The sequence below is a fragment of the Thioclava sp. genome (assembly GCF_048263065.1).
Lineage (GTDB): Bacteria > Pseudomonadota > Alphaproteobacteria > Rhodobacterales > Rhodobacteraceae > Thioclava.
Window position 1 is genome coordinate 137,648 of the sequence record NZ_JBLXEM010000003.1, and the last position, 22,539, is coordinate 160,186.

A 22,539-nucleotide genomic window follows, 5' to 3' on the forward strand; every position below is an offset into this window, starting at 1 on the left:
GGCCATAGTGCGCGCGCTCAACCTGTCGAGAGATTTGTTGCAAGAGCTTGCAGATACGTCAAGAAATCGTGAGCAAGCTTAGGGTTTTGCGCATGGAGGTTTTTGCGAACGGCCGCGTTACTGGACTGAAAAGTATAGACTTTTATTGGGGCGGTGGCGTCAAGAGGCGTGAATGCACAAAGTTACATGCAAAAACCAACAATTCCGTGAGGAACCTTTTCATGCCAAGAACATTGGGTCAGCACTGCAGACACGCGTTCACGTCGCGCTCAATGCGCGGGAGACCCGGGGAGATTGGTAAATGGCACTCGATGGTATGACTGATGAAACCCTGCCGCGCCAAGCGATGCGCGCGGAATTCCTGGACGCCGACACCGAGGTCGCCTTAGCCCGAGCCTGGCGTGACAACCGTGACGAACAGGCGTTGCACCGTTTGGTGACCGCCTACATGCGCCTCGCGATTTCGATGGCGTCGAAATTCCGCCGTTACGGCGCGCCAATGAACGACCTGATCCAAGAGGCCTCACTTGGCTTGATGAAAGCCGCCGAAAAGTTCGACCCCGAACGCGGTGTGCGCTTTTCGACCTACGCTGTGTGGTGGATCAAGGCATCGATCCAAGAGTTCGTGATGCGCAACTGGTCGATGGTGCGCACCGGCTCTACCAGCTCGCAGAAATCCTTGTTCTTCAACATGCGACGTGTTCAGGCGCAATTGGCGCGCGAAGCCCAGCAAGCAGGCATCCAGCTTGACGCGCTGCAATTGCGGATGCGCGTGGCTGAGGTGATCGGTGTGCCGCTCCATGATGTCGAGATGATGGAGGGGCGTCTGTCCGGCTCTGATTTCTCGCTAAACGCTACGCAATCAAGCGATGAGGAAGGCCGCGAATGGGTGGATACGCTGGAAGATGACAGCGCCAACCCCGAGGAAAGCGTTGCTGAAAGCCATGACGGTTTGACGATGAAAAATTGGCTTGGCGAGGCTATGGAACGTCTGACCGACCGCGAGAAATACATCGTCACGCAGCGCCGCCTCATCGAAGACCCGCGCACGCTGGAAAGCCTTGGCGAAGAGCTGAGCCTGTCCAAAGAGCGCATCCGCCAGCTTGAGGCGCAGGCTTTTGGCAAGATGCGCAAATCGCTTGAATGTCATCAGGGCGAGGTGCAAAGCTTCTTCGTATGAAGAGCGTTTTGGCTGCACTGCTTAGCTTGACACTGATCTCCCCGGCCCATGCTGAGGAGATTTCTGCAGACGCGCTTGATCATATTTCCGGCGACATCGTCGTGCTTGGCGAAATCCACGACAATCCGACGCATCACCTCAATCAGGCGCGCGCGATTGCGGCGATCAAGCCCAAAGCGGTGGTGTTTGAAATGCTTAGCTCCGCGCAGGCGGCCAAGACCACGCTCGCTTTGTTGAACGATGAAAAAGCGTTAGATAGAGCCTTAGGCTGGGAACAGGCAGGTTGGCCGGATTTCGCGATATATTACCCAATTTTCAAACCCTTGGGCGATGCGCGTATCTATGGCGCAGCCGAGCCGCGCGATGTTGTTCGCAGCGCCATGACCGCGCCTTTGCCCGAGGTCTTTGGCCCAGATGCCGCGCGCTACGGTCTTGATAAGCCCTATGCAGACACGCTGCAAAAACGCCTCGAGGCCGAGGCGCAGGACGATCACTGCAACGCGCTGCCGGAGAAGCTTTTGCCCGGTATGGTCGCCGCGCAACGCTACCGCGACGCCGCCTTCGCGCGCACCGTTCAGCAGGCCTATCAAGACACCGGCGGGCCAGTAGTGCTGATCACCGGATCGGGCCATGCGCGCAATGATCTCGCCGTGCCAGCCCTGCTGCGAAAGCTTGATCCAAGCGCCAAGGTGGTATCCATCGGCCAGATTGAGGCAGAACCAGACGCCCCCGCATCCCCCGATCAACCGTTTGATTACTGGATCGTCACGCCGCCAACCCCGCGCGATGACCCCTGCGCGGCGTTCAAGTGATCCTTGCGCGCGTCCGCCCTGCCGCTTAGACCTAAGGCAACCCATTACGGAGGGGCAAATGCTCGCGGGCAAACGCATCCTGATGATCATCGGCGGCGGTATCGCAGCCTTTAAAACTCCCGAGCTGATCCGCGCCTTGCGCGGGGCGGGGGCGGCGGTAACGCCGGTTTTAACGCGCGCGGGGGCCGAGTTTGTAACCCCGCTGACGATTTCGTCGCTGGCGGGCGAGGCGGCGCATAGCGACCTGTTTGATCTCACCCACGAGGCCGAGATCGGTCATATCCAGCTTAGCCGCGCTGCTGATCTGGTCGTTGTCGTGCCCGCCACCGCCGATCTGATGGCGAAAATGGCGCAAGGGCTGGCCAATGATTTGGCTTCGACGCTGCTGCTGGCGACCGACAAACGCGTGCTGATCGCGCCTGCGATGAATGTTCGGATGTGGGATCATGCTGCCACGCAGCGCAATATCGCGACGCTGAAATCGGATGGCGTGCTGTTTGCAGGCCCAACGGATGGCGATATGGCCTGCGGTGAATTCGGGCCGGGGCGCATGGTTGAACCTCTTGAGATCATGGCGGCAATTGAGGTCGCTTTGTCGGATGGTCCACTTAAAGGTCGCCACATCCTTGTCACCTCCGGCCCCACGCATGAGCCGATTGATCCGGTGCGCTACATCGCCAACCGCTCCTCGGGAGCGCAGGGCACAGCGCTTGCGGCGGCCCTGCGCGATCTGGGCGCGCGCGTCAGCTTTATCACCGGTCCCGCCAGTGTGCCACCGCCTGCGGGTGTGACGGTGACGCGGGTGGAAACCGCGCGCGAGATGCTGGACGCGGTGCAGGCCGCTTTGCCCGCCGATGCCGCTGTTTTTGCCGCAGCCGTGGCGGATTGGCGCGTAGAAAATGCCGCAAACAAAAAGATGAAAAAGGAACGCTCTGGCGCGCTGCCCACGCTCGAATTTGCCGAAAACCCCGATATTCTGGCGCAGGTGTCGCAAATGACCACTGGGCGTCCGGCACTTGTCGTGGGCTTTGCCGCAGAGACCCATGATGTGCAGCGCCACGCTACCGCAAAGCGCGCGCGCAAGGGCTGCGACTGGATCGTGGCCAATGACGTCAGCCCCGAGACCGGGATCATGGGCGGCAGTGAAAACGCGGTCACGGTGATCGACGATCAGGGTGCCGAGCATTGGGAGCGCATGAGCAAGGCCGACACCGCGCGCCGTTTGGCCGCGCGCATTGCCGCAGCATTGGGTGCGAGTTGACCACAAGGGCCGCTTCGCGGGGAGTATTTGCAGCTAGATGAAATGGATCACGCTTTCATCTGGCCATAAATACTCCCGCCGGAGGCCGCCAACAGCAAAGCCCAAGCGCCACGGCAGGGCAGGGAGAGCAAGATGAGCACACCGACGATCAAGGTTCTGCGCGAGGATTGGGCCGATCCTGCCATTGCGCTGCCCAGCTATGAAAGTGCAGGCGCGGCGGGGGCAGATATTCGCGCCAATCTCGTGCCGGAGGATCGTGGCAGCGGTTTTACGCTCTATCCGATGCAACGCGCGATTATCCCGACGGGGCTGCGCGTTGAGATACCCGAAGGGTTTGAAATGCAGATCCGTCCGCGCTCGGGGTTGGCGCTGAAACACGGGATCAGCCTGCCCAATACGCCCGGCACGATTGATGCCGATTATCGCGGCCCCTTGGGTGTGTTGTTGATCAATCTGGGCCATGAACCTTATCTGATAGAACATGGCGCGCGCATCGCCCAAGCGATTATTGCGCCGGTGGTGCAGGCCTGTTTCGAGGTCGCTAACGAGCTGGGCGACACCGCGCGCGGGCAGGGGGGCTTTGGCTCCACCGGAAAGCACTAGGCGATGCTGGGTCTGATCCTTTTGGCCGCGATCCTTGGTTTGGGGCTGTTCATGCGAGCCTCGGCGCGCGCGGTATGGGCGATGCTTGGGCTGGTGTGGCTGGCGTTGATCATCGCGCATCTGCCGGTTCAGGGATTGGCGCCGCTGGGGCAAACTTTGGGCGGGACGCTGGCGGGTTGGTTGGGGCTGGGTCTGCTTGCGGCGCTGGTATTGGCCTATCGCGCGATGCTACGCGCCATTCGCGCCCGCGCAGTCGAAACGACCGTTGCGCCTGCCAAACCGGGGCAGTTTTCGGGCGCAGAGCTGGATCGTTACGCCCGTCACATCATGCTGCGCGAAATCGGCGGACCGGGGCAGAAAAAGCTGAAATCCGCCAAGGTGCTGGTGATCGGTGCGGGGGGGCTTGGTTCGCCCGTCTTGCTGTATCTCGCGGCGGCGGGTGTGGGGCGGATCGGCGTCGTTGACGATGATGTGGTGTCCAATTCCAACCTGCAACGCCAAGTCATTCACCGCGATGCCGATATCGGCTTGCCCAAGGTATTTTCAGCGCAAAAGGCGATTACCGCGCTTAATCCGCATATTGAGCTCTTGCCCTATCAGCGCCGCCTGAGCGCGCAAGATGCCCCCAATTTGATCGCAGGCTATGATCTGGTGATCGACGGCACCGATAATTTCGAGACGCGTTCTCTGGTCAATGCCGCCTGCGTGGCGGAAGGCAAGCCGCTGATATCTGGGGCAATCTCGCAATGGGAGGGGCAGCTTTCGCTTTATGATCCCGCCCATGACGCCCCCTGCTACGCCTGCATCTTCCCGCAGGCCCCCGCGCCGGGGCTTGCGCCCTCTTGCGCCGAGGCGGGGGTGGTGGGCGCGCTGCCTGGTGTGGTGGGCGCGATGATGGCCGCCGAGGCGATCAAAGAGATCACGGGTGCGGGCCAATCGGCGCGCGGTCGGCTGATGATTTACGACGCGCTTTGGGGGGAAAGCCGCCAGATCACGATCCGGCGCGATCCCGATTGCGCGATTTGCGCCGCGCCCAAGGTCTAGTCGCGTCAATCGCGGTTGCCCACTGGCCCTTCCAGCAACCGCGCCCTAGTTTGTGCTCAAAGGAGACCTCCCATGACCAACCCGCTTTTGATCGACTGGACCGGCCCCTATCAGTTGCCGCCCTTCGCGCAGATTTCCGATGACGATTTCGCCCCTGCTTTTGAGGCGGCGCTGAGCGAAGCGCGCACCAACACCGCCGCGATTGCCGATAGTGCAGACGTGCCGACATTTGCCAACACGATCGAGGCGATGGAGCAATCCGATGGCGCATTGGATAAGGTGGCGGGCGTTTTCTATAACCTCGCTGGGGCTGATGCGACGCCCGCGCGCGAGGCCTTGATGCGCGATCTCGCCCCGAAACTGGCGGCATTTTCGTCTGAAATCACGATGAACAAGGCGCTGTTTACGCGCATTGATACGCTTTGGCAAAATCGCGACGATCTCGGCTTGAACGCTGAGCAAGCGCGGGTACTGGAGCTCTATCACCAGATGTTCACCCGCGCCGGGGCCGCGCTCGAAGGCGAGACCGCGCAGCGTATGAAAGCGATCAAAGAGCGCCTCGCCACGATCACCACGCAGTTCAGTCAGAACCTGCTGGCAGATGAGCGCGAGTGGTTCCGCCCGATGTCTGACGATGATCTTGCCGGCCTGCCCGATTTCGTCATCGACACCGCGCGCGCAGCCGGGGCTGAGCGCGGCCAAGACGGCGCGGTGCTGACGCTCTCGCGCTCGCTGATCGTGCCGTTTTTGCAATTCTCGCCCAATCGCGAGCTGCGCCGCATCGCCTATGAAGCTTGGGTTGCGCGCGGTGCCAATGGCGGGGAAACCGACAATCGTGTCCTCGCCGCCGAGATCTTAAAGCTGCGTGAGGAACGCGCCAAGCTGCTTGGTTATGCCAGCTTTGCCGAATATAAACTTGAACCCGAAATGGCCAAAACCCCCGCCGCCGTGCGCGACTTGCTGATGCGCGTCTGGGCCCCCGCCAAGGCCGCTGCCGAGGCTGATGCCGAAAAGCTGGCTGAGATGATGCATGCAGACGGGGTGAATGGCAATCTGGAGCCTTGGGACTGGCGCTATTATTCCGAAAAGCGCCGCGTCGCAGAGCATGATTTCGACGAGGGCCAGATCAAGCCCTACCTATCGCTCGATGCGATGATCGGGGCGGCGTTTGACACCGCTAACCGCTTGTTCGGGCTAGAGTTCAAGCCTCTTGAGGGGACGTTTTACCACCCCGATGTGCGCGGCTGGGAAGTCTCGCGCAAGGGCAAGACCCTCGCCGTGTTCATGGGCGATTATTTCGCGCGCGGATCAAAACGCTCGGGCGCGTGGTGTTCGGCGATGCGCAGCCAGAAGAAACTGGGCGGTGATACGGTTCCGATCGTGCTGAACGTGTGCAATTTCGCTAATGGCGATCCGGCGCTGCTAAGCCATGACGATGCGCGCACGCTGTTTCACGAATTCGGCCACGCGCTGCATCAGATGCTGTCGGATGTGACCTATTCCTTCATCTCGGGCACCTCTGTTGCGCGCGATTTCGTCGAATTGCCAAGCCAGCTATATGAACATTGGCTGGACATGCCCGAAGTGCTGGAACGCCACGCGCGCCACTATAAAACGGGTGCCGCGATGCCTGCCGAGCTACGCGTCAAACTCAAAGGCGCGACCACCTATGATCAGGGCTTTTCCACGGTGGAATATCTGGCCTCGGCCTTGGTCGATCTGGCCTTTCACGAGGGCGCGGCGCCGTCTGATCCGATGGCGAAACAGGACGAGGTGCTCGGGCTTATCGGCCTGCCGCACGCGATCCGGATGCGCCACGCGACGCCGAATTTCGGGCATATCTTCTCGGGAGATGGCTATTCCTCGGGCTATTACAGCTACATGTGGTCCGAAGTGATGGATGCCGATGCGTTCGAAGCCTTTGAGGAAGCGGGCGATGCGTTTGATCCCGAAACCGCACAAAAGCTGGAACAGTTCATCCTGTCTGCGGGCAATTCGCGCGCGCCAGATGCGCTTTATACCGCGTTTCGGGGCCGGATGCCGGGCGTTGAGTCGCTGCTCAAGGGGCGTGGTCTGCTTGATCCAGCGGCCTAATTCTGGAGATAGAGCAGGAGCCTCTGGCAGGAGTACTTAGGGCTAGATGAAAGCCATATTATTTCATCTAGCCAGAAATACTCCGGGGGTCTTGGGGCAGCGCCCTCAGCGCTAGCCGCGCCAGACGTCTTTGTGGATGATCACGTCGGTCTGGGGATAAGCGGCAAGAATCTTACGTTTCAGCGCAGCGCCGATGTCATGGGCCTGTTCCAGAGTTTGATCGCCATCCAGCTCGATATGGAGGTTGACGAAAATCTGTGCTCCCGCCGTTCGGGTCTTGAGATCGTGAAAGCCGCGTACGCCGGGATGATTGCGCGCGAGTTCGGCGATTCCGGTGATCACTTCGTTTGGCGCGGCGCGATCCATCAGCGCGTTCCACGCCCCCGACCCGATGCGCAAAGCGCCCGCTATCATCAGGGCAGCGGCGATCAGCGCGACCATACTGTCGATCTGGCCCCATCCGAAGGCATGCGAAACCCAGAGCGCGCCAATCGCGCCCAAAGTGGGCAACAGGTCGCCGACGTAATGCAGCCGGTCTGCGGCCACGACCTTATTGCCAGTGGCGCGCGCGACCCGGCTTTGCCACCAGATTAACCCCCCCGTCACCAAAGCCGAGATCACCATCACCACGATGCCCGCACTTTGCGCGCTCAGCGGGTGGGGTTCAGGGGCCATAAGACGGTGGATTGCGGAATAGCCGATCAGCGCTGCGGAAGCGAGAATGACCAGAGATTGACCCAAAGCGGCCAGATCCTCGGCCGAGGAATGGCCAAAGGCGTGATCGTCATCTGCCGGTTTGGCGGCATACAGGATCGCGGCCAATCCCCCCGCCGAGATGATTAGATCAACCGCGCTATCTGCCAGCGACGCGGCCACTGACAGCGCCCCGGTCTGCCACAAAGCCCACAGCTTGAGCGCCACCAGAAGGGCTGCCACCCCAACCGAGGCCAGCCCCGCCGAGGCATTCAGTTTCGTGTCTGTTTCACTATAGGCCATCGGTTTCGCCGCTGTTTGCGTGCCGTTGATGTAGGGCAAGTCGCTTGACTAGTCACGCGCCTCATCGGCATCGACACCCCAGATATCCGTCTTGGGCAACCAGCCAGCGGCCCCGTCTGCGTCGATTTCGCACCACGTGCTATTGCATTTGTCGAGCCGTGCAATCGCGCCCGATTGGGCCTTGGCCACGACCTCGGCTTTTTCATCGGGGCGGGCGTGCAGGGACACCATATCTTGGGTGATCACAACATGGCGCACACCAGAAATCAGCGCGTAATGGATCCAGCCACCCTGACCATCGCGGTCTTCGACACGCCGCCAATGGCCGAATTCTGCAGTGACTTTCAGCGGCATCCCCGGATGGGTGAACACCCAGTCGATGCGATGCGACAGCGAGGGGCCACGCCGTGCATTGCCCTTGGAGCCTTTGAGCGAGACATAACGTGGCAGCGGCAAATGGGTGACCGGGCCGCGATGATCGGGCGGGCTCAACCTGATCGTGCTTTGCGTGAGGGGATCTTGCGCGGAGGGGGCCGGAGCGGGCGGCGTCGGTTTTGTCATCGGACGCATTGTGGGAGGAATGGTTGTAGGCGCGCTCTCAGCCGGAGCGCTCGCAGATGCGCCATCAGAATTGGCCTGCGCCGCGCGATTGCCGCTCCACGCCATCAGGCCCAGAATCGCCATGCCGCCAATTGCTGCCAAAACAGTGCCCTTGGTCATCATTTGCCTCTTGCCCCTTGGCCTGAACCGTCAGCGCCGCCGATGGTTCTCGGTGGCTGCGCAATAAAATTACGCATTCCTGTCGCTTCGGGCCATTTTCGCTCGATCAGGGTCTTGTGCCTGTCCCCGTTGAACGTCACTTTGCACCCAAGAGACCAGCTTTGGAAGAGAGGAGAGGCTCAACATGCCCGTAGAGCGCCTGAGTGTTGTCGTGACGCGACGCTTGCCCGATAGCGTCGAGACCCGGCTGAAAGAATTGTTTGAGGTCGAGTTGAGCGCCGAGGACGCAAAAATGAGCCGTGAGCAGCTTGTGGAGGCGATGAAACGCGCCGATGTGTTGGTGCCATGTGTGACCGACCGGATCGATGCAAGCATGCTGGCGCAAGCTGGTGAGCGGCTGAAATTGATCGCAAATTACGGCGCGGGGGTCGATCATATTGACGTGTCCTCGGCGCGCCAACGTGGAGTTTTGGTCGCCAATACCCCCGGCGTTGTGACCGAGGACACCGCCGATATGACGATGGCGCTGATTCTGGCGGTCACACGGCGCATCCCCGAGGGGCTGGCGCATATGCAAAGCGGTGACTGGGAGGGCTGGGCGCCGACGGCGTTCATGGGCCACCGCATCGGCGGAAAGCGGCTGGGCATTCTTGGGATGGGGCGGATCGGTCAGGCGGTGGCGCGGCGTGCGCGCGCGTTCGGCATGCAGATCCACTATCACAACCGCAAAAAGGTGCATCCCGATATCGAGGCCGAGTTCGAGGCGACCTATTGGGACAGCCTCGACCAGATGGTGTCGCGGATGGATGTGGTTTCAGTAAACTGCCCGCATACCCCCTCGACCTTCCATCTGCTCAACGCGCGTCGTTTGCAAATGATGAAACCCGAGGCGGTGATCGTGAACACCTCGCGCGGTGAGGTTATCGACGAAAATGCCCTGACGCGGGCTTTGCGCGCGGGCGAGCTGGGCGGCGCGGGGCTGGATGTGTTCGAACATGGCGCCGAGATCAACCCCCGCCTGCGCGCCCAGAAAAACGTGGTACTATTGCCGCATATGGGCTCGGCCACGGTTGAGGGTCGCGTCGAGATGGGCGAGAAGGTTTTGATCAATATCAAGACTTTCGCCGATGGTCACCGACCGCCGGACTTGGTCGTTCCAGCAATGGTTTAAGACGGCAAAAGGCCCCGAGATCGCTCTCGGGGCCTTCGCTATCGAACGCGTTAAGCGCAGTTCAAGTCATCGCGTGGCGCGATCACTCCTCGTATTTCGGCAGCGATTTCAACTGCTCTTCGGTCAGGCCAGTATGCACCGTCATCGACGTGTCGTTTTTCAGAACGGTCAACTGGTTGGCTTTGATTTCAACCGGTTTTGCACCGATCCCGATAAAGCCGCCCACATCAATCACAACGCCCTCAAGCTTGCCATCCGAGGTTTTCACCAGCTTCGAGATGTCGCCCACCTTGTCGTCATTGGGGCCATAGACGCCTTCGCCATGCAGCGTGTCAGCGTCGAGCGTTGCGATATCGACGGCAACGCCGTCTGTCGCGTCAGCCTGACCCGTCATGCCGACGGCAGCGGCGGTTGAATCGACGGCGTTATCAATCGCAGAGCCGGTTTTTGCAGCCGCATCTTTGGTGGCCTCACCGGCACTATCCGCAGCATTTTTCACGGTTTGCCCGGTGTCAGAGGCCATCTGCTTGGTTTTCTCGGCGGCGTTGGTGGCCATTGCCTCGGCATTGTCGCCCGCCTGTTCCATGCCATCTTCGGCCTTGGATGCTGCCGTTGCAGCAGTGTTCTCCATTGCCGTGGCTTCAGTTTCACTCGAATCCATGACCTGTTGGCTCATATTGCCTTCATAGGTAGGCGCAGCGTCCAACATGGCCTTGTCGCCCTTCACCACGACGAAATAGGCGTTTTCGGTGTCGCCATCGGGGATCAGGCGGAGCGAATTCATCGAGATCGCGACGGTTTTTTCGCCCATCCCAAGGAAGCCACCGACATCGACGAGAACGGCGTCAACACTGCCATCCATGCCAAGCACGACATCGCTTACTTCACCGATATCGTCCCAGTTCTGATCCGCGGCTTTGATCGGCTCGCTCGTGCTCATGTCTTCTTCCGAGACATAAACCCGTTTGCCGATTAGCCCCGACGCGGTGATCGAATGCGGGATCATCTTAAAGAACATATCGGTTGCGCTTTGGGCCTGCACGTCGACCTGAGCGGTTCCGGTAGTGGCCGTTCCGTCGGTGCTAGTTTGCGCTTGCACGGAAACGGGCAGCGCGAGCATCAGGCCGATTGCGGTGGTTGTGACTAGCTTTTTCATCATCTTCTCCCTTTAGATGTCTGTCGGGCGGTGACGCGGTGTGGCGCGCCTTTGCCCTTTGATGTGCTCTCAACACGTGAGTCGGGGCTCAGTTCCTGTGTGTGGATGGGAAATATTTTCGCTTTTTGAGGGAACTTTTTGCGCCCCGCGCGTCGTCAGGGTGTGACATCTCAAAGGCATCGCCATCATGCGCCCATGTCGTTTTTGTCGCGCGAATGTCGGCTGTAACGGATTGCGCGCGCGTGGAAACAGGGCATCCTGCGCAAGAACAACCCTCAGGAGTCACCGCTATGAAAACTCATGTCAAAGCTTTGGTCGTCGGCGGTGGCGCGGTTGGCTGCGGTGTCGCCTATCACTTGGCCAAGGCCGGGTGGGGCACGCTTTTGGTAGAACGAGACGAGCTGACCTCGGGCTCGACATGGCATGCGGCGGGCCTGCTGCCGCTGTTCAACATGAGCTACGCGACCACCCATATCCACAAATACTCGGTCGATTTCTACAAAAGCCTTGAGGCCGAGACGGGCCTAAATGCCGGTTTCGCGGTGGTGGGCAACCTGCGCATGGCGCAAACAGATGAGCGCATGGATGAATACATGCTCTATTCATCGGTGGCCGAAACCGCCGGGGTGTATCATGAGTTTCTGACGCCTGCGCAGATGAAGGATCGCTGGCCGCTGTTGCGCACCGATGACCTTAAAGGCGCGCTGTTCCACCCCCAGGATGGCTATATCAACCCCGCCGACGTGACCCAAGCGATGGCCAAGGGCGCGCGCCAGCACGGGGCCGAGATCGCGCGCAAGCTACAGGTCAACGCCTATCGCTGGACGGGCAGCGAATGGGTCGTGACGCTGGAGCGCATGGTGGATAAGGGCGGCAATCTGGTCGGTTCGGGCGAGGAGATCGAGATTCACGCCGAGCATGTCGTGACCTGCACGGGCAATCACGCGCAGCGCACCGCGCGGCTGCTCGGTATCAAGATCCCCGCGATCCCGGTCGAGCATCAGTTCATCGTCACCGAACCCGACCCCGCGCTGGTGAAATGGCGCGCCGAGGGCAATTCCGAACACCCCGTTTTGCGCGATGCCGATGCGAAATGGTATGTGCGCGAGGAACGCGGCGGCTGGATTCTGGGGCCTTATGAACGCAATGCCCCCGCGCGGTTCAGTTACGACGTCCCCGAAAGCTTCCGCGCCGATCTGTTCCAGCTTGATCTGGAGCGGATCGAGGAAGAATACATGTCGATGATCCACCGCTTGCCGAGTTCCGAGGAAGTCGGTTTAAAGGACGATTTCAACGGCCCAATCTGCTACACGCCCGATGGCAACCCGCTGGTTGGCCCCGCGCCGGGCCTGCGCAATATGTGGCTCGCCGAGGGGTTCAGTTTCGGTATCACCGCAGCGGGCGGCACGGGCTATTACCTTGCCCAACTTATGACGCAAGGCGAGGCCGAGATCGACATGGCCAGCCTCGATCCCAAGCGCTATGGCAGCTGGATGACCACCGAATACGCCGCGCGCAAGAACGAGGAATGCTACGAGCACGTCTTTATTCTGCACCACCCCGATGAAGAGCGTGCAGCCTGTCGTCCCCTACGCACCGCGCCCAATTACGACCGCCAGATCGCGGCGGGCGCGCAGATGGGGCAGGTCAATGGCTGGGAACGCCCGAACTATTACGGCCCGCTTGATGCGCCTGCCAGTTTCGATCACGACTCGCGCAGTTTTCGCCGTGGGGCATGGTGGGACTATGCCAAATCCGAGGCCGCAGCGATCCGCGAAACCGCCGGTCTGATCGACGCCACGGCCTTTACCAAGCACCTTGTGCGCGGCCCCGGCGCAACCGCGTTCCTTGATCGCTTTACCTGCAACAAGCTGCCCAAAACGGGGCGCATCAACCTGACCTACGCGCTGACCAAGGCCGGCACCACACGCACGGAATATACCATCGTGCGGCTGGGCGAGGACGAATACTACCTGATCTCCGCCGGGGCTTGGACAGATTACGATGGCGACTTCCTGCGTCAGTCGATCGAAGATTTCCGCACTGAGGGCGGCGAGTATGTCGAGTGCCACGACATCACCACGCAATGGGGCGTCTTCGCGCTGGCAGGCCCCAATGCGCGCGCTATTCTGGCTGAGATCGTCAAGGATGCGCAGCCCGAAACGGTGCTGTCCAACAAGCGCTTCCCGTGGCTTTCGATGCGCAACATTGAACTTGGCATGTGCCCCGTGCGCGCCGTGCGCGTGGCCTATACGGGCGAACTCGGTTGGGAGCTGCACCACCCCATCGAGATGTCGCGCTACCTTTGGGATTTGCTGATCAAAGCGGGCGAAAAGCACGACCTCAAACTGGTCGGTGCGCGCGCGCAAAACTGGCTGCGTCAGGAAAAATCCTATCGCGCCTTTGGCAATGAACTGGGCCGCGATGCCACCCCGCAAGAGGCCGGTCTGGATCGCTTTATCGACCTGTCCAAGGATTTCACCGGCAAATCTGCAATGCTTGACACCGGCATCCGTTCGAAATGCGTGACGCTGCTAATCGACGGCCCCGCAGACGCCGATCCTTGGGGCAAAGAGGCGCTGTTGCTGAATGACGAAAAGGTCGGGCGGTTGACCTCGGGGGGGTATTCGGTGGCCTTTGGTCAACAGATCGGAATGGGCTATGTGCGCCCCGATCTGGCGGAACCGGGGACCAGGCTCAAGGTCAAGATGTTCCTGAAGGAATGGGATGCGGTGGTGACCGAGGACAGCCCCTATGACCCCACCAACGCGCGCATCCGCATTGACGGTTAACGGCTTTACGCGACGCGCTGGCCCTTGACCCAAGTGCCGCGCAGCGCGCCAGTGCCATTAATCGGGCGCACCCGGATCAGATCGGCGCGCTTGCCGATCTCAATGCGCCCGCGATCCGCCAGCCCTACGGCATCCGCCGGGGCGGCGGTGACGGTTGCGATACCGCGCGCCATGTCGCCCCAAAGATCGCCCAGCATCAGCGCGCCCGACAGCAACGCCGAGGGCACATAATCTGACGAGACAATATCCAGCAGGTCGGCGCGGGCCAGATCTTGTGCGGCGACATTGCCCGAATGTGACCCGCCCCGGATCAGGTTTGGCGCGCCCATCATCACCGCAATGCCGTTGGCGCGACAGGCCTGCGCAGCCTCGAACGTGGTCGGAAACTCCGCGAAATGCACGCCCTGCGCGCGCGATTGCGCGACCTGCCCGGCGGTGGTGTCGTCATGGCTGGCCAGCACCGCGCCATAGCGCGCCGCCGCCGCAATCGCGGCCTTTAAATGTCCCGCGCCAAGGCGCTTTTTCAGTGCAATCCGGTCAGCGACATGGGCCTCAAATTCCGAGTCCTTCAAGCCATGCTTGCCACAGACATACTCTCGCAGCTTGCCAAGATCGCGAAATTGTCGCGCGCCCGGCGTATGATCCATCAGGCTGACAATGCCGATCCGATCCTCGGGGCCGAACCTTGCCAATTCCTCGATCAGGGTTTCCGAACAGGCCTCGGCGCGCAGATGCAGGAAATGACTGACGCGCAGTGCGTCGCGCGCGCGCAAATCCAGAATTTCATTGGCCAAGGGCCGCGCATATTCAAGGTAATCCGGGCGCGCGCTTTTGCCCGCAATTGAGCCCACCCGCAGCGCGTCAAACACCGTCGTGATCCCGACCGAGGCGAGCTCGGCATCATGCGCAATAATCGCCGCGCCATGGGGCCAGTTTACCTTGGGGCGCGGCTCGATATGGCGTTCTAGATTGTCGGTGTGCAGTTCTATCAAGCCGGGCATCACCAGATCGCCGTCGCAATCCATCGCACCGTTCACCACACCTGCACCGGGGTTGATCTGCGCAATTTCACCATCGCGGATCAGCAGCGAACCGGTGAATACCTCCCCCGGCAAAACAAGCGTGGCATTGGCGAGGATCAGATCGGACATCTCGGGCTCCGGTGGGCGGGGTTGTGCTTAATGAAGGCGTGGGTGAGTGTTGCACTCGTGGACACGATGGTCAGAACAGGGTCATGACGGAATTTCAACGATTTGCAATCTATCATGCGCCGCGTGAGCCGGGTTTGGCCAAGGCGGGCGCGCAGTGGTTGGGCTGGGACGCGATGACTGGCAGCGCATGCACCCATCCCGCGCTCGACGCGCTGCCCCGCCCCTTGGCCGAGCTGACCGAGACCCCGCGCAAATACGGGTTTCACGCTACGATCAAAGCCCCCTTCGCGCTGGCGACCGGCGTTACGCGCGATGATCTGACAGCCGTACTGATGGATTTGGCGCAGGCCTTGCCCCCGGTCGATTTGGCCGGGCTGGAGGTCGCGGCTTTGGGCGATTTTCTCGCGCTGCGCCCGACTGGCGATGTCACCGCTTTGCAAGCCATGGCAGGGCGTGTCGTCGAGGCGCTGGAACCATTTCGCACGCCGCTCACGCCCGAACAAATCGCCAAACGCAACCCCGACAAACTGAACACGCGACAACGCGATTTTCTCGCACGCTTTGGCTATCCTTATGTTTTTGAACATTATCAGATGCACATGACGCTGAGCGGCGCGCTGAGCGAACCCGATCTGACCGCGCTGCTGCCCATCGCGCAGACCTATTTCATGCCGCATCTGACGCGGCCCTATCCGATTGGCGATATCTGCCTGTTTGGCGAGGCGCGCAGCTGTCGGTTTCACCTGATCCATCGCTACGCGCTATCCGGATAAAGCGCGCTTGAAAAACGGCGCAGGCCCGTTTCAAGGTTGCCGTCATTGCAGATTTGGCGAAGCGGCAGGCCATTGGGAACCGGGGTGGGGCAGCGTGCGATCCGCGCCGCGATTTGGGCGCTCGTTTCGCGCCCGCGTGCCGCTAGCCGACTTGCCCGCAAGCCACTGGGCGCGGTGATTTCGATCACGCAAAGCGCGGGATATTGCGACCAAGCCTCGGCCAATGCGTCGCGCGAGCCGTTGAAAATCACCGTGCGTCCTTGATTTAGCGGGGCGAGTTCTGCGCGTGAAATTCCATAGCGCAGGCCATGGGCGTGCCAATGCAACGCGAATTCCTCAGCCGCAAGGCACGCGTCAAATTCGGCGTCGCTCAGCGGCCCAAACGGCTCGCTGCCCGAGGCCGGACGGGTGATCGCGCGGCGCGCCCAGTGTAGGGCGGGGTCTTGCACCATAGCCGCGCGGATCAACGTATCCTTGCCCGCCCCAGAGGCCCCAACCACCGCCACCAGCCGCCCCGTTTTGCCCCCTTGCGTCATGGTGCGACGCCCGCAGTCATCGGTGTAAAGGCGGTGACATCGACCTCGCGATCGCAGATTTGCGCCCGCGCGGCCTCGTCGTGGAAAATTCCCACAATCGCCGCGCCGCGCGCCTTGGCGCGCGCGATCAGATCCAGCACCACCGCTCGGTTCGCGCCGTCCAGTGACGCGGTCGGCTCATCAAGCAATAAGGCCGGATAAGGATGGGCAAAGCCGCGCGCGATGTTCACCCGCTGCTGCTCGCCGCCCGAAAACGTAGTGGGGGAAAGCTGCCAAAGGCGCTGCGGGATATTGAGCAAGTCCAGCAACTCGATCGCGCGGGCCTCGGCCTGCGCCTCGGGCGTGCCAAGCGCCAAAAGCGGCTCTGCCACAACGCGCAACGTGGGCACGCGCGGCACCACGCGCAGAAACTGGCTAACATAGCCCAGCGTGTCGCGTCGCAAGGCGATAATCTCGCGCGCAGAGGCGCGCGCCACATCCAGATCCCCCACCCTGATCACGCCAGAGGAGGCTAGATAATTGCCCCAGATCATCCGCATCAGCGTGGATTTCCCCGCCCCAGATGCCCCCGTCAGCGCCACACATTCGCCGCGCGCCACACGCAAATGCGCGCCCGCCATCACCGCGATCACCGCGCCGCCCTGATTGTGCAAGGTGAAGGATTTGCTCAGGTTTTCGATCTCGATCATCGGTTCATTCATCACGCTCAAACCTGCAACACAGAGGACACGAGAAGCTGCGTATAAGGCGCTTGCGGATCATCCAGAACCTGATCGGTCAGCCCCTGTTCAATCACGCGCCCGCCTTGCATCACCATCAGTCGATCCGCCAACAGCCGCGCCACGGCCAGATCATGCGTCACCAAAATCACCGACAGCCCCATGTCGCGCACCAGACCGCGCAGCAGGTCCAGCAACCGCGCCTGTACGCTGACATCAAGGCCCCCCGTCGGCTCATCCATGAACACCAGCTTGGGCGCGGTCACCAGATTGCGCGCGATCTGCAAGCGTTGTTGCATCCCGCCCGAAAACTGGCGCGGTCGGTCGTCAATGCGCGTGGCGTCAATTTCAACGCGGCCCAGCCAGTCGCTCGCCGCCTCGCGGATCGCGCCGTAATTGCGCGCGCCCACCGCCATCAGCCGCTCGCCGACATTGCCGCCCGCAGACACCCCCATGCGCAAACCATCACGCGGGTTTTGATGCACAAAGGCCCAGTCGGTGCGCGCCAGCGTGCGGCGCTGCGGTTCGCCTATGCTCAGCGTATCGCGCCCCTGATACAGAACGCGTCCCGTATCAGGGCGCAGATGCCCGGCCAGACAGCTTAGCAATGTCGATTTGCCCGACCCGCTTTCGCCCACGATCCCCAGCACCTCGCCGGGCCAGAGATCAAAGCTGACATCAACGCAGCCGATGCGTGCGCCGTAGTGTTTTGTCAGGGTCTCGACCACCAATAGCGGGGTGTCCTGAAAATCCCTCATGCCAATTCCTCCGAGCTGAGCCGCCCGCGATGCCCCGCGTCGCGCCGCGCTTCGCAGAAATCCGTGTCCGAGCAGACAAACATCCGCCCGCCAGCATCATCCGTGATCACCTCATCCAGATAGCTGCTCGCACAGCCACACAGATCGCAATCGTGATCGGCCTTGGAGGGTGTGAACGGGTGATCCTCAAAATCAAGGCTAACCACGTCGCAATAAGGCGGCAGCGCGTAAATCCGCTGTTCACGCCCGGCTCCGAACAACTGGATCGCGGGGCAATTGCCCAGCTTGGGATTGTCGAATTTTGGGATCGGTGAGGGGTCCATCACATAGCGCCCCTCGACGCACACCGGATAGGCATAGGCTGTCGAGATCTCGCCATGGCGCGCGATATCCTCATAAAGCTTCACATGCATCAGCCCATATTCCGCAAGCGCATGCATCTTGCGGGTCTCGCTTTCGCGCGGCTCAAGAAAGCGCAGCGGTTCCGGAATCGGCACCTGATAGACAAGGATTTGCCCCGTGCGCAGCGGCTCTTCTGGAATGCGGTGGCGGGTCTGGATAATGCTGGCCTGCGCCGTATGGGTCGTGGTTGCCACCCCCGCCGTGCGTTCAAAAAACGTGCGGATCGAGACCGCGTTGGTCGTGTCATCCGCGCCTTGATCAATCACCTTCAGCGTATCTTCCGGCGTCAGGCAGGCGGCGGTGACCTGCACCCCGCCCGTGCCCCAACCATAGGGCATCGGCATCTCGCGGCTGGCGAACGGCACCTGATAGCCCGGCACCGTAACCCCCTTGAGGATCGCGCGCCGGATCATGCGTTTCGTCGCCTCGTCGAGATAGGCAAAGTTATAGGCTTGATCGCTCATGGTGCGGCCTGCGTTGGGGCCGCTTTGGCCTCGCGCCGCAGTCGGCGGAGCAGTTCAAGTTCGGATTGGAAATCGACGTAATGGGGCAGTTTGATATGCTCCAGAAACCCGGTCGCCTGGATGTTATCGCAATGATACAGCACAAATTCCGCGTCCTGCGCAGGCGCGCCGGTGTCGTCTTCACCCAGCTCTTCCCAACGCAAGGCGCGGTCCACAAGGCTCATCGAAATGGCCTTGCGTTCGTTTTGCCCAAACACCAGCCCATAACCGCGGGTGAATTGCGGCGGTTCGGTTTTCGAGCCGGTGAACTGGTTTACGGTCTCGCATTCACTCAGCTCGACCTCGCCAATCTCGACCGCGAAACCCAGTTCAGGGATCTCCATTTCAACCGCACACGCGCCGATGCGCAACTCACCCACAAAGGCATGTGTGCGCCCGTAGCCGCGCTGCGTCGAATAGGCCATCGAGAGCAAAAATCCCTCATCGCCGCGCGCCAGCGCTTGCAGGCGCAAGGCGCGCCCCGCAGGCATTTCCAAAGGCTCGCGCGTCAGATCCGGGGGCGTGTCATCGCCCCGCTCAAGCGGCTCCATCAGCCCGTCACGATCCAACAGCGCAAGGATATGGGGCGCGGGTTCGTCCTGCGCGGGTTTGCGCGCGGCAATGGGCGGGGACGCACCTTCGGCGGCCAGTTTGAAATCCAGCAGCCGGTGCGTGTAGTCAAATGTTGGCCCCAAAATTTGACCGCCGGGAATGTCCTTGAACGTGGCTGAAACCCGGCGCGTGATCGCCATATCCTCGGTCGCGACGGGCAGGCTTGCGCCAAACCGGGGTAGGGTGGTGCGATAGGCGCGGATCAGGAAAATCGCCTCGATCAGATCGCCGCGCGCCTGCTTGATTGCCAGCGCCGCAAGGTCGGGATCAAACAGCGAACCCTCGGCCATCACCCGGTTTACCGCCAGCGCCATTTGCTCACGGATCTGCGCCAGTGACAGTTCGGGCACGGTTGGGTCGCCCCGGCGCTCCTCAGTCAGCCAAGCATGCGCCGCTTCGATCGCGCGCTCTCCGCCTTTGGTCGCGACATACATCTAAAGCGCCTCCACCTCGGTTGAACGCGGCAGGCCAAACACCTGTGCCCCGCTGCACAGCAGAAAATCCACCCCCAGCGGAAACTGCGCGTGGTTTTGCGCGAACGCCTCGATGGCGGGCAGCGGGGCCGGTGTCGTGACGGCAATCCCCGGCCCGCTGAGACGCGCGTTCACGGGGCCGAACTCCGCGTTTTCGACGATCAGCGTCGCCGAGCGGTCGGGATAGTCAGGCGTGCCGATGGCAAAGCGTTCAATCGGGTCAAGCGCCGCCCAAGTGCCAAGCGCGAAATCCGCCCGCTCGGTACTCACCAGCGGCGCGCCGCAGTGAAACGCCACCCAGTTGCGGATCGCAGGCGTGTCATGCGAGCGGGCGAGATGCAGCGTCACCGCCTGATCGACCAGCGTCAATAAAACCGCCCCTGCAGCGGGCGACAGCGGCGCAGGGGGCGCAGCACCTGTGATCGCTTGCATCTGACCGGGGCGCGCCATCGCCTCAAGGCAGGCGCGAAAGGCCTGTGCCGCCTGTTGCGGAGCTTGCGCGAAACCGCCTGACAGATCGCTCTGCATCAATCCTCCCCCCGCACCAATGTGAAAAACTCGACCTTCGTGGCGGCGGCCTTTTCGGCGCGCTTTTGGTGACGTTCGGCCTCATCTGCGCGCAAGGCAGCGAGGAACGGCGCAACGTGCTCCAAACCTGCCTCGTCCAGCGCGTCCAGCACGGCTGCACGCAGCGCATGATCCCTATCGCGTCCCTGCACATAGGCGTGCCCAACCGTGCCATCGCCTAGCGTCAACGTGCAGCGCGTCACCGTCATCTCACCAAGGTTAAACGGCGCGCCACTTGCGCCCGTGCGCCCCTGCACCATCACGGATCCCGTCTCTGGCGGGCGCAAAAGGTTATGGGCGGGGAGGTCTGGCAAAAGCTGCGCCAGCCGCGCAGGGTTTGCACGCGCCAGAAGGCCCATGCGATTGCGCCGCGCCTCTTGTTGTGGGGTGAGTTTGGACATCTTGCCGATTTGTCTAGGTTCCTATACAACTAGACAAATATCACGCGATTCTCATCCAAACGACAAGAAAAATATCGATGGCACCGCGCATCCCGATCTGGCGTCAGATTTCAGACACTTTGCGTGCAGAAATCGCGCAGGGGCTGTATCCGGCGGGGGCGAAACTGCCGACCGAGGCGCAGCTCGCCGCGCGGTTCGGAGTCAATCGCCACACGGTGCGCCACGCGCTTGGCGCGCTGGCCGAGGAAGGGCTGGTGGTCTCGCGGCGCGGTGCGGGTGTGTTTGTCGCCCAAGCCGCACCTGCACAATATCCCATCGGGCGGCGGGTGAGGTTTCAGCAAAATATCATCGCCTCTGGTCGCGCCCCCTCACGCGAAATCAGCCGCATCGAGACCCGCCCCGCGCGCGCCGATGAGGCCGAGGCGCTGGCGCTATCCCCCGATGCGCGCGTGCATGTTGTCGAGGGCATTTCGCTGGGCGATAATCTACCGCTGGCGCAGTTCCGCTCGGTCTTTCCCGCCGCGCGCTTTCCCGAACTGCCGCAGGCTCTGCGCCGTCTGACCTCCGTCACAGCGGCGCTGCACGAGCAGGGCTTGGGTGACTACACCCGTGCCTCCACCAAGGTCACGGCCGTGATTGCGCGCGGCACACGAGCGGGCGTGATGAAGCTGCCCGAGGGCGCGCCTTTGCTGCGCACCGAGGCGATCAACGTCGATCTTGAAGGCACGCCGGTTGAATTTGGGATCAGTTGGTTTTCTGGTGATCGCGTTGCGCTAAGCGTGACGCCTGAGGACCCGCGCTAGTCGCGCGGTGCACTCGCGCGGCGCAACCGGTCGTTAATCGCGCGCCCCAACCCGTGATCGGGGATCGGGGCGAAGGCGATAGTGCTCGCGCCACGGGCTTGGGCCAATGCATCGGCGGCGCGCAGCGTGGCAAACAGATTGGCGGCCGCTTGCACCATATCGCCGTTTTGCGACAGGCTCAGATCGGCCCGCTCAGTTGGCCCGAAACCGACAAACACCTCGCCCGCCTGCGCCTCATTCGCGTTCATGCGCACCTGCGCACCCGGTGCGTAATGCGAGATCAACTGACCCGGCGCATTGGGCTTGGCCGCATCGCCTGCGCTGGCAATCGGGTGCCCCAGCGCGGCCTCTAGCGCCTCAAGCGGCAAGCCACCGGGGCGCAACAAACGCGGCGGATCCAGCGACAGGATCGTCGATTCGACACCGACCTCGCACGCACTACCATCGACCACCGCCGCAATTTTACCGCCCAAACCATCAAGCACATGGCGCGCCGTCGTCGGGCTGATCTTGCCCGAAGGGTTGGCCGACGGGGCCGCGAGCGGGCCGCCAAATGCGCTGAGCAAGCCGCGCGCCACAGGATGCGCGGGCAGGCGGATCGCCACGCTGTCATTTCCCGCCGTCACCAGATCGCTGATCCCGCAGCCCGCCCGCAGCGGCAAAACCAGCGTCAGCGGGCCTGGCCAAAACGCCTGCGCCATGGCGTGCGCGCCATCAGAAAACACAGCGATTTTCTCGGCCATGGCCATGTCGGCGACATGCACGATCAGCGGGTTGAACTGCGGCCTCCCCTTGGCGGCAAAGATGCTGGCCACCGCATGATCATTGCACGCATCGCCCGCCAGCCCGTAGACCGTTTCGGTCGGCAGCGCGACCAACGAACCCGCGCGCAGCAGGCGCACGGCCTTTGCGTAACCCGCAGGATCGGGCGTCAGGATTTGGGTTTCATGGCTCATGGCGAAATCGTGACGCAGCGTTGAGGTTGAAGGAATGCGGGGCTCGGGTAGGGTAG

At 61.8% G+C, this 22,539-nt stretch carries 22 protein-coding genes; 10 read left to right on the forward strand and 12 right to left on the reverse strand.

Translation table 11 applies throughout. The features are described from left to right. The first annotated feature begins 301 nt into the window (after positions 1–301). The 6 genes from ACN0SD_RS05980 (at position 302) to ACN0SD_RS06005 (ending at position 6,994) form a co-directional block, all read left to right on the forward strand. Positions 302–1,180, forward strand: a complete 879-nt coding sequence (locus tag ACN0SD_RS05980; protein ID WP_417807312.1) for an RNA polymerase factor sigma-32 — start codon at positions 302–304, stop codon at positions 1,178–1,180. 8 nt (positions 1,181–1,188) lie between these two features. After that, on the forward strand, positions 1,189–1,992 hold the full coding sequence (locus ACN0SD_RS05985) for a ChaN family lipoprotein (RefSeq protein WP_417807313.1): 804 nt from the start codon (positions 1,189–1,191) through the stop codon (positions 1,990–1,992). A 58-nt stretch (positions 1,993–2,050) separates the two neighbouring features. Next, a complete protein-coding gene (coaBC, locus tag ACN0SD_RS05990; protein WP_417807314.1) occupies positions 2,051–3,253 on the forward strand; it encodes a bifunctional phosphopantothenoylcysteine decarboxylase/phosphopantothenate--cysteine ligase CoaBC in 1,203 nt (400 codons plus the stop codon). A 132-nt stretch (positions 3,254–3,385) separates the two neighbouring features. Then, positions 3,386–3,856 (forward strand): dUTP diphosphatase, encoded by a 471-nt coding sequence (gene dut, locus ACN0SD_RS05995; protein WP_417807315.1) that lies wholly within the window; start codon positions 3,386–3,388, stop codon positions 3,854–3,856. A gap of 3 nt (positions 3,857–3,859) precedes the next feature. Next, positions 3,860–4,900: a HesA/MoeB/ThiF family protein gene (locus ACN0SD_RS06000; protein WP_417807316.1), complete on the forward strand. Its 1,041-nt coding sequence runs from the start codon at positions 3,860–3,862 to the stop codon at positions 4,898–4,900. A 72-nt stretch (positions 4,901–4,972) separates the two neighbouring features. After that, positions 4,973–6,994, forward strand: coding sequence for a M3 family metallopeptidase (locus tag ACN0SD_RS06005; protein ID WP_417807317.1), 2,022 nt, complete (start codon positions 4,973–4,975; stop codon positions 6,992–6,994). 111 nt (positions 6,995–7,105) lie between these two features. On the opposite strand, the gene ACN0SD_RS06010 is transcribed toward ACN0SD_RS06005, so the two are convergent. Both ACN0SD_RS06010 and ACN0SD_RS06015 read right to left on the reverse strand, forming a co-directional pair. Then, positions 7,106–7,990: a cation diffusion facilitator family transporter gene (locus ACN0SD_RS06010; protein ID WP_417807318.1), complete on the reverse strand. Its 885-nt coding sequence runs from the start codon at positions 7,988–7,990 to the stop codon at positions 7,106–7,108. 48 nt (positions 7,991–8,038) lie between these two features. After that, entirely contained in the window at positions 8,039–8,710 is a 672-nt protein-coding gene (locus ACN0SD_RS06015) for an SH3 domain-containing protein (RefSeq protein WP_417807319.1), read from the reverse strand. A gap of 184 nt (positions 8,711–8,894) precedes the next feature. Between ACN0SD_RS06015 and ACN0SD_RS06020 the strand changes: the two genes are divergently transcribed. Further along, on the forward strand, positions 8,895–9,881 hold the full coding sequence (locus ACN0SD_RS06020; protein ID WP_417807320.1) for a 2-hydroxyacid dehydrogenase: 987 nt from the start codon (positions 8,895–8,897) through the stop codon (positions 9,879–9,881). Positions 9,882–9,963: 82 nt separating this feature from the next. Here ACN0SD_RS06020 and ACN0SD_RS06025 read toward each other — a convergent pair whose 3' ends face one another. Continuing rightward, positions 9,964–11,037: a PRC-barrel domain-containing protein gene (locus tag ACN0SD_RS06025; protein ID WP_417807321.1), complete on the reverse strand. Its 1,074-nt coding sequence runs from the start codon at positions 11,035–11,037 to the stop codon at positions 9,964–9,966. Between the two features lie 290 nt (positions 11,038–11,327). Between ACN0SD_RS06025 and ACN0SD_RS06030 the strand changes: the two genes are divergently transcribed. Beyond that, on the forward strand, positions 11,328–13,829 hold the full coding sequence (locus ACN0SD_RS06030; protein WP_417807322.1) for a GcvT family protein: 2,502 nt from the start codon (positions 11,328–11,330) through the stop codon (positions 13,827–13,829). 5 nt (positions 13,830–13,834) lie between these two features. On the opposite strand, the gene ACN0SD_RS06035 is transcribed toward ACN0SD_RS06030, so the two are convergent. After that, positions 13,835–14,980 (reverse strand): alpha-D-ribose 1-methylphosphonate 5-triphosphate diphosphatase, encoded by a 1,146-nt coding sequence (locus tag ACN0SD_RS06035; RefSeq protein ID WP_417807323.1) that lies wholly within the window; start codon positions 14,978–14,980, stop codon positions 13,835–13,837. Between the two features lie 83 nt (positions 14,981–15,063). On the opposite strand from ACN0SD_RS06035, the gene ACN0SD_RS06040 reads away from it, so the two are divergent. After that, entirely contained in the window at positions 15,064–15,753 is a 690-nt protein-coding gene (locus ACN0SD_RS06040; RefSeq protein WP_417807324.1) for a DUF1045 domain-containing protein, read from the forward strand. On the opposite strand, the gene ACN0SD_RS06045 is transcribed toward ACN0SD_RS06040, so the two are convergent. From ACN0SD_RS06045 to phnG, 7 genes are read right to left on the reverse strand one after another with little or no spacing between them, the layout of a single operon-like run. Next, positions 15,735–16,289, reverse strand: coding sequence for a phosphonate metabolism protein/1,5-bisphosphokinase (PRPP-forming) PhnN (locus ACN0SD_RS06045; RefSeq protein ID WP_417807325.1), 555 nt, complete (start codon positions 16,287–16,289; stop codon positions 15,735–15,737). The two genes, ACN0SD_RS06040 and ACN0SD_RS06045, sit on opposite strands and share 19 nt — an antisense overlap. Further along, on the reverse strand, positions 16,286–16,978 hold the full coding sequence (gene phnL, locus ACN0SD_RS06050; protein ID WP_417807543.1) for a phosphonate C-P lyase system protein PhnL: 693 nt from the start codon (positions 16,976–16,978) through the stop codon (positions 16,286–16,288). The genes ACN0SD_RS06045 and phnL overlap by 4 nt, the downstream gene beginning before the upstream one ends. Before the next feature lie 17 nt (positions 16,979–16,995). Further along, complete coding sequence (phnK, locus tag ACN0SD_RS06055; RefSeq protein WP_417807326.1) at positions 16,996–17,766, reverse strand: phosphonate C-P lyase system protein PhnK; 771 nt, start codon at positions 17,764–17,766, stop codon at positions 16,996–16,998. Continuing rightward, positions 17,763–18,632, reverse strand: a complete 870-nt coding sequence (locus ACN0SD_RS06060) for an alpha-D-ribose 1-methylphosphonate 5-phosphate C-P-lyase PhnJ (protein ID WP_417807327.1) — start codon at positions 18,630–18,632, stop codon at positions 17,763–17,765. The genes phnK and ACN0SD_RS06060 overlap by 4 nt, the downstream gene beginning before the upstream one ends. After that, entirely contained in the window at positions 18,629–19,717 is a 1,089-nt protein-coding gene (locus ACN0SD_RS06065) for a carbon-phosphorus lyase complex subunit PhnI (protein WP_417807328.1), read from the reverse strand. Before ACN0SD_RS06065 ends, ACN0SD_RS06060 begins: the two co-directional genes overlap by 4 nt. Further along, positions 19,718–20,284: a phosphonate C-P lyase system protein PhnH gene (gene phnH / locus ACN0SD_RS06070; RefSeq protein ID WP_417807329.1), complete on the reverse strand. Its 567-nt coding sequence runs from the start codon at positions 20,282–20,284 to the stop codon at positions 19,718–19,720. Continuing rightward, complete coding sequence (gene phnG / locus ACN0SD_RS06075; RefSeq protein ID WP_417807330.1) at positions 20,284–20,724, reverse strand: phosphonate C-P lyase system protein PhnG; 441 nt, start codon at positions 20,722–20,724, stop codon at positions 20,284–20,286. Before phnG ends, phnH begins: the two co-directional genes overlap by 1 nt. Positions 20,725–20,801: 77 nt before the next feature. Between phnG and phnF the strand changes: the two genes are divergently transcribed. Then, positions 20,802–21,527: a phosphonate metabolism transcriptional regulator PhnF gene (gene phnF / locus ACN0SD_RS06080; RefSeq protein WP_417807331.1), complete on the forward strand. Its 726-nt coding sequence runs from the start codon at positions 20,802–20,804 to the stop codon at positions 21,525–21,527. Here phnF and ACN0SD_RS06085 read toward each other — a convergent pair. Next, positions 21,524–22,483 carry an L-threonylcarbamoyladenylate synthase gene (locus ACN0SD_RS06085; protein ID WP_417807332.1) on the reverse strand — a complete coding sequence of 320 codons (960 nt, stop codon included), beginning with the start codon at positions 22,481–22,483 and terminating at the stop codon, positions 21,524–21,526. The two genes, phnF and ACN0SD_RS06085, sit on opposite strands and share 4 nt — an antisense overlap. Positions 22,484–22,539 lie beyond the last annotated feature (56 nt).

Excerpts from the sequence above, each read along its gene's own strand:
- ACN0SD_RS05980 (WP_417807312.1), top strand. The coding sequence starts at position 302 with ATGGCACTCGATGGTATGACTGATGAAACCCTGCCGCGCCAAGCGATG.
- coaBC (WP_417807314.1), top strand. The coding sequence starts at position 2,051 with ATGCTCGCGGGCAAACGCATCCTGATGATCATCGGCGGCGGTATCGCA.
- dut (WP_417807315.1), top strand. The coding sequence starts at position 3,386 with ATGAGCACACCGACGATCAAGGTTCTGCGCGAGGATTGGGCCGATCCT.
- ACN0SD_RS06000 (WP_417807316.1), top strand. The coding sequence starts at position 3,860 with ATGCTGGGTCTGATCCTTTTGGCCGCGATCCTTGGTTTGGGGCTGTTC.
- ACN0SD_RS06005 (WP_417807317.1), top strand. The coding sequence starts at position 4,973 with ATGACCAACCCGCTTTTGATCGACTGGACCGGCCCCTATCAGTTGCCG.
- ACN0SD_RS06010 (WP_417807318.1), bottom strand. The coding sequence starts at position 7,990 with ATGGCCTATAGTGAAACAGACACGAAACTGAATGCCTCGGCGGGGCTG.
- ACN0SD_RS06015 (WP_417807319.1), bottom strand. The coding sequence starts at position 8,710 with ATGACCAAGGGCACTGTTTTGGCAGCAATTGGCGGCATGGCGATTCTG.
- ACN0SD_RS06020 (WP_417807320.1), top strand. The coding sequence starts at position 8,895 with ATGCCCGTAGAGCGCCTGAGTGTTGTCGTGACGCGACGCTTGCCCGAT.
- ACN0SD_RS06025 (WP_417807321.1), bottom strand. The coding sequence starts at position 11,037 with ATGAAAAAGCTAGTCACAACCACCGCAATCGGCCTGATGCTCGCGCTG.
- ACN0SD_RS06030 (WP_417807322.1), top strand. The coding sequence starts at position 11,328 with ATGAAAACTCATGTCAAAGCTTTGGTCGTCGGCGGTGGCGCGGTTGGC.
- ACN0SD_RS06035 (WP_417807323.1), bottom strand. The coding sequence starts at position 14,980 with ATGTCCGATCTGATCCTCGCCAATGCCACGCTTGTTTTGCCGGGGGAG.
- ACN0SD_RS06040 (WP_417807324.1), top strand. The coding sequence starts at position 15,064 with ATGACGGAATTTCAACGATTTGCAATCTATCATGCGCCGCGTGAGCCG.
- ACN0SD_RS06045 (WP_417807325.1), bottom strand. The coding sequence starts at position 16,289 with ATGACGCAAGGGGGCAAAACGGGGCGGCTGGTGGCGGTGGTTGGGGCC.
- phnL (WP_417807543.1), bottom strand. The coding sequence starts at position 16,978 with ATGATCGAGATCGAAAACCTGAGCAAATCCTTCACCTTGCACAATCAG.
- phnK (WP_417807326.1), bottom strand. The coding sequence starts at position 17,766 with ATGAGGGATTTTCAGGACACCCCGCTATTGGTGGTCGAGACCCTGACA.
- ACN0SD_RS06060 (WP_417807327.1), bottom strand. The coding sequence starts at position 18,632 with ATGAGCGATCAAGCCTATAACTTTGCCTATCTCGACGAGGCGACGAAA.
- ACN0SD_RS06065 (WP_417807328.1), bottom strand. The coding sequence starts at position 19,717 with ATGTATGTCGCGACCAAAGGCGGAGAGCGCGCGATCGAAGCGGCGCAT.
- phnH (WP_417807329.1), bottom strand. The coding sequence starts at position 20,284 with ATGCAGAGCGATCTGTCAGGCGGTTTCGCGCAAGCTCCGCAACAGGCG.
- phnG (WP_417807330.1), bottom strand. The coding sequence starts at position 20,724 with ATGTCCAAACTCACCCCACAACAAGAGGCGCGGCGCAATCGCATGGGC.
- phnF (WP_417807331.1), top strand. The coding sequence starts at position 20,802 with ATGGCACCGCGCATCCCGATCTGGCGTCAGATTTCAGACACTTTGCGT.
- ACN0SD_RS06085 (WP_417807332.1), bottom strand. The coding sequence starts at position 22,483 with ATGAGCCATGAAACCCAAATCCTGACGCCCGATCCTGCGGGTTACGCA.